Here is a 1009-nt window from a genome sequence, read left to right as displayed (position 1 = left end):
CACTGACCGCAACCGTTGACAGTAGCGGTGATTGGCGCGTGGAAGTACCGAATGGACTCGCCGAAGGTGGCTACACTGTATCAGCAACAATTAGTGATGAAGCGGGTAACCCAACGACGGTCAATGCCACAGGCTCTATTGATACCACAACCCCAGTGGTGGTGGTTAACGACACTGGCTTGGGTAATGACAGCACGCCACTTATTACGGGCACCTCTACTGAGCCAGCAGGAACGGTAGTGAGCTTATCTATTGTGGATAGCAACAGCGATACACATACCGTCACAGCCACAGTGCAAGCCGATGGGTCGTGGCAAGCCACAGCACCGAGCTTGCCTGATGGCGCTTATACCGTGACAGCAACGATTGTTGATGCGGCAGGTAACGTTGGCACCGATACAGGCAGTGGCAGCATCGATACCTTGCCACCGAGCTTAGCGATAGACAGCTTGGGTACCATCAACGACGATACCCCAACAATCAGTGGGACCAGCAATGAGCCGGCGGGCAGTGTGGTTAACTTAAGTGTTTCAGACGGCACAAACACCTATACCTTTACAGCCACGGTACTGGGAGATGGCACATGGTCAGCAGATGTACCAATCCCATTAAACAATGGCAGCATCAGCATTGATGCCAGTATCACCGATGCTGCGGGGAATGAAACAACCGCTAATGACACCGCGGTGCTGGATACCACCGCACCAAGTATCACGATTAATGTCATTGGCGAAACCAATGATACGACACCGACGATTAACGGCACCAGTGATGCGGTCAATGGCAGCGTAGTGACCGTGGTAATTGATGATGGTATCAACCCAGCAGAAACATTAACCACCACGGTTAATGGCGGAACATGGACAGTCACAGCAAGCAGTGCTTTGGCTGAAGGCGACTTTACAGTCACCGCAACCGTGACAGAAAACGGCATTGATGGAACGGCCACACGAACAGGTATCATTGATACCACCATGCCAGCGATTGATATAAATGCATTAGACGTCAC

1 protein-coding gene is annotated in these 1009 nt (G+C 51.8%); it reads left to right on the top strand.

Annotated elements, in window-relative coordinates; genetic code table 11:
• Positions 1 to 1009 (top strand): Ig-like domain-containing protein (locus L1272_RS23070; RefSeq protein WP_235374380.1); only part of this gene is annotated, 1009 nt, incomplete at both ends.

The organism is Pseudoalteromonas sp. PAST1, assembly GCF_021532515.1.
GTDB classification, from domain to species: Bacteria; Pseudomonadota; Gammaproteobacteria; order Enterobacterales; family Alteromonadaceae; genus Pseudoalteromonas; species Pseudoalteromonas simplex.
This window is presented reverse-complemented; position numbering and strand designations above follow the sequence as displayed.